This is a genomic window from Dietzia sp. DQ12-76 (genome assembly GCF_014145045.1).
Lineage (GTDB): Bacteria > Actinomycetota > Actinomycetes > Mycobacteriales > Mycobacteriaceae > Dietzia.
Genome location: NZ_JAALDV010000192.1, coordinates 1 through 4657, shown reverse-complemented (window position 1 = coordinate 4657; position 4657 = coordinate 1). Strand labels below are relative to the sequence as shown.

Genomic DNA, 4657 nt, shown 5'->3' with positions numbered 1-4657 from the left:
TCCACGCGACCCGCGACCACCACGTCTCGCGATCGAGGTCCTCGACGTCGATCCCCCCGATACGAATCCGGCCCCCCTCGACCCGCGACGTCGACAGCAGTGCCAACAACGCGAGGATGGCGGTGGACTTACCCGATCCGTTCGGTCCGGTGAGGACGGTCAGGTGGCCGGGCTCGGCGACCAGGTCGAGACCGGCCGGCCGCATCCCGTCGCGGCTGCGCACCTCGAGGCCCTCGATCTCGATCCGGGCGGGCCCCTCGGCGACGCGAACCGTGCCGCCTCCTCCCCTGCCGGACCGATCGTCGAGCCGCTCGCCCGCGCGACCGTCGAGCACCTCGAAGGCCCGGTCCGCAGCGAGGGCGCCGTCGGCGGACTCGTGAAACCTGGCACCGACCGCGCGGAGCGGTTGGTACACCTCGGGCGCCAGTATCAGTGCGGCGATCCCCGCGGCGAGATCCATGTCGCCCACGACGAGCCGCAGACCGATCCCTACCGCCACCAGCGCCACGCACAGCGTCGCGAGGAGCTCGAGGACCATCGAGGACAGGAACGCGATCCTCAGCGCGTCCATCGTGGCGCGACGGTGAGCCCGGGCGGCCGCGGCGACCTGAACCTCCGGCCCGCGTTCCCGTCCGAGCGCCACGAGTGTGGGCACTCCCGCGATGAGGTCGAGGACGCGGGCGGACAGTGTCGACATGGTCTGCAACTGCCGCTCGGTGCGTGACCTCGTGAGGGTGCCCACCAGGATCATGAAGACCGGGATCAGCGGGAGCGTCACCGCGATCACCACGGCGGAGAGCGGATCGACCAGTGCCACCACCACGACCAGCGCGGGGGTGACGACGACCGCGGTCGTCAGCGCCGGCACGTACCCGGCGAGATAGGGCACCAGGCCCCCGAGTCCGGTGGTGAGGATGGCGTCGAGTTCGGCCGATCGCCGTCGGCGTTCGATCGGATCCCATCCCGCCACGGCGCGTGCGACACGGGCACGGAGGTCGTCGACGACCTCTCCGGCGCCCGCGCGCGCCAGACGCTGTTGCGCCCATGTCGCGGTGACCCGCACGGCGGCCGCGACGGTCAGCCCGGTCAGCTCCTCTGTCCAGGCGTCGAGCGCACGCACCGAGGGATCGGTGATGACGCCCGCGAGCACCCGGGCGAGCAGGATCGCGAACGCGGCCGTCGCCGCGGCCGTGACCGCCGCGAGGGCCACCGAGATCGTGAGGTGACGGCGCACCGAACGCGACTCGTGGAGCAGCCGGGGATCGAGTGGGGCCGCCACCGGGGGTCAGCTCCTCCCGGACCGCGCGGGCCGGAGGCCGATCGACGGAGGGATCTGGTCCACCGAGATGCGCTTGCGGAACACCCAGTAGGTCCAGCCCTGGTAGACCAGGACCACCGGGGTGAGGGCCGCGGCGGCCCAGGTCATGACGACGAGGGTGTAGTGCGAACTCGAGGCGTTCTCGATGGTGAGACCGACCCCCTCCGCCAACGTGGTGGGCATGACGTCCGGGAAGAGCGAACCGAACAGGAGGACGACGACCGCCGAGATGGCCAGGGTGGTACCGGCGAAGGCCCGACCCTCCCTGTCCGCGTAGACCGCCGCGACCACACCGACGAGGGCGGCGGCGGCCACCGCGACGGCGCCCCAGGTCCACATGCGCCCGTGGGCCAGCTGTGTCCACAGTGTGAAGACCCCGCCCAGCGCCAACCCGGACGGTGCCAGGATCCGCGCGATCCTGACCGCCTCGGTCCGCAGCTCCCCGGAGGTCTTCAGCGCGATGAACACGGCCCCGTGGAGGGTGAACACGGTCAGGGTGAGGAGGCCACCGACCAGGGCATACGGGTTGAGCAGGTCGAAAAGAGTGCTGGTGACGTTCTTGTCGGAGTCGATGGCCAGCCCCCGGACGATGTTGGCGAACGCCACTCCCCAGAGGACCGCGGGCACCACGGAGCCGACGACGATCGCCAGATCCCATCTGCGCCGCCACGCGGCGGTGTCGATCTTGCCCCGGAACTCGATCGCGACGGCCCGGAGGATCAATGCGATCAGGATGAGGAACAGCGGGAGGTAGAAGCCGGAGAACAGGGTGGCGTACCACTCCGGGAACGCGGCGAACATCGCCCCACCCGCGACCAGCAGCCAGACCTCGTTACCGTCCCACACCGGGCCGATCGTGTTGAGCACGGCGCGACGACGGAGGTCTCGATCGGGGGTGTCGGGACCGCGCCCGAGGACCGGCATGAGGATCCCCACGCCGAAGTCGAACCCTTCGAGGACGAAGTATCCGAGAAACAACACGGCGATGAGGATGAACCAGAGTTCCTGGAGTCCCATGAGCTCTCTCCCTGTCAGTACGCGAAGGACAGCGGCCGTCCGGCGTCATCGCCGTCGGGTGGCCCGAGGTGAGGTTCCGCATCGTGCTCCAGCGGCCCCTCGATGGTGTAGCGGCGGATGAGCACGAACCACACGACGGCCAGGGCGCCGTAGACGATCGTGAACCCGGCCAGCGAACCCAGCACGAGCCACGGAGAGTGGTCGGACACCCCCTGGCCGACGAGAAGACTGATCATCGGATCGCCGACAGGGTTGGGGTGCACGACCCACGGTTGACGTCCCATCTCGGTGAACACCCAGCCCGCCGAGTTGGCGAGGAACGGGAACGGGATGGCCGCGATGCCGAGGGTCCCGAGCCAGCGCTGATCGGGGACGGGTGCCGAGGGCCGGGTGTACCACAGGCCGACGACCGCCAGGAGGGCGGAACCGACACCCAGTCCGATCATGGCCCGAAAACTCCAGTAGGTCACGAAGAGGTTGGGTGAGTAGTTGCCGGGCCCGAACTGCTCCTCGTAGTGCGCCTGGAGATCCTGGACTCCGCGCAGTTCGACGCCCGAGAGCCGCCCCTCCGCCAGGTACGGGAGAACGTACGGGACCTCGATGAGGTGGCTGACCGACTCACAGTTGTTGTGTGTCCCCACCGTCAGAACGGAGAACTTCGGGTCGGTCTCGGTGTGGCACAGGGATTCCGCGGCCGCCATCTTCATCGGCTGCTGGTCGAACATCAACTTGCCCTGGATGTCCCCGGTGGCGATGAGTGCTGCTCCGGACACGATCATCACCCACAGCGCGAGCCGGGTGACCGGCCGGAAGATCTCGCGTGCCTGGGTCTTCTTCTCCGCCCCGGCGTCCACGTCGCCGGCGGCGACGAGCTCGACCTGCTGGCGCGAGGCGCGGACCATCCACCACATCCCGATGCCGGCGACGAAGGTCCCGGCGGTGAGGAAGGCGCCCGCGATGGTGTGTGGCACCGCGGCGAGCGCCGTCGGGTTGGTCAGGAGCGCCCAGATGCTGGTGAGTTCCGCCCGCCCTGTCTCGGGGTTGTAGACCGCGCCGACGGGGTGCTGCATGAAGGAATTGGCGGCGATGATGAAGTACGCGGACAGATTCACCCCTATCGCCGCCATCCAGATGGACGCGAGGTGGACCGCCTTGGGCAGACGTCCCCAGCCGAAGATCCACAGCCCGAGGAAGGTCGATTCGAGGAAGAACGCAGCGAGGCCCTCGAGAGCGAGGGGCGCACCGAAGACGTCGCCGACGAACCGGGAGTACTCGGACCAGTTCATCCCGAACTGGAATTCCTGCACGATTCCGGTGACGATGCCGAGCGCGAAGTTGATGAGGAAGAGCTTTCCGAAGAACTTCGTGGCGCGATACCACCCGGGTTTCCCGGTGGCCGCCCACACGGTCTGCATGACCGCCACCAAGGGGGCCAGACCGATCGTCAACGGGACGAAGACGAAGTGATAGACGGTGGTGATCCCGAACTGCCACCGCGAGATGTCGAGTACGTCCATGAGCCCGAGCTCCTGTTACGAATACCGCCACGACCTGATCGGGCGGCCCTATGCAGGACGGTACGCCTAGGGGTATCGGTACTCAATACGGCACTGTGTGGTCTTGGACACCCCTAGCAGGGAGGATGAAGGGAATTTATCCAGAATCGGAGCCCTGGGCCCGCCCGACGGCGCGGTCGACCATCCCGGCCACGTCGATCCCGGGCTCGGGCCCGTCCAGTGTGACGTCGTCGATGCGGCGGACACGTGCGGCGAGGGTGACCGAGGAGAGCAACCACACGGCATCGGCGGTGAGCAGATCTGACAGCAGGAGCCTCTCGCGGTGAACCGGGACCCCGTCGCGCTTCGCCACCTCCGCGAGCGCCCCGAGTGTGGTGCCCTCGAGGATCCCCACCTCGGCCGGCGGGCTGACGAGTTCGCCCGATCGGGCGATGACGACCGTAGACCGGGGGCCCTCGAGGACCTCCGCCTCGGAGGACAGGTACACGACGTCGTCGAACCCGTTCGCGGCCGCGTGGCGCAGTGCCGCCATGTTGGCCGCGTAGGACAGGGTCTTGGCACCGAGCAGCATCCAGGGCGCCGACGCGGCGAAGTCCGCCGGGAATCCCCTCCCCAGCACGGTCACCGCGATGCCCTGCGCCCGCGCCCGCACGGCGTGCGGGCCGACGGGTGCGACGGTGATGTACGCCGTCTCCGGGCCCCCTCGTTCCGGGCCGCGGGACAGCACCAGTCGCAGCATCCCCTCGGAGTCCGGGCCCCATTCGCGGGCGGCCAGGGCCACCCCCACCTCCCACTGATCGGCTGT

The 4657-nt window shown here is 69.0% G+C and carries 4 protein-coding genes; all 4 read right to left on the bottom strand.

Translation table 11 applies throughout. From position 1 onward, the window contains the following. Positions 1–1279 (bottom strand): ABC transporter transmembrane domain-containing protein (locus G6019_RS07820; protein WP_182627348.1); only part of this gene is annotated, 1279 nt, incomplete at its 3' end. 6 nt (positions 1280–1285) lie between these two features. After that, positions 1286–2335: a cytochrome d ubiquinol oxidase subunit II gene (gene cydB, locus G6019_RS07815; protein ID WP_182613692.1), complete on the bottom strand. Its 1050-nt coding sequence runs from the start codon at positions 2333–2335 to the stop codon at positions 1286–1288. Between the two features lie 14 nt (positions 2336–2349). Next, a complete protein-coding gene (locus tag G6019_RS07810; protein WP_107755799.1) occupies positions 2350–3852 on the bottom strand; it encodes a cytochrome ubiquinol oxidase subunit I in 1503 nt (500 codons plus the stop codon). 136 nt (positions 3853–3988) lie between these two features. Next, the coding region (locus G6019_RS07805; protein WP_182627347.1) for an aminotransferase class IV at positions 3989–4657 on the bottom strand (669 nt) is incomplete at its 5' end.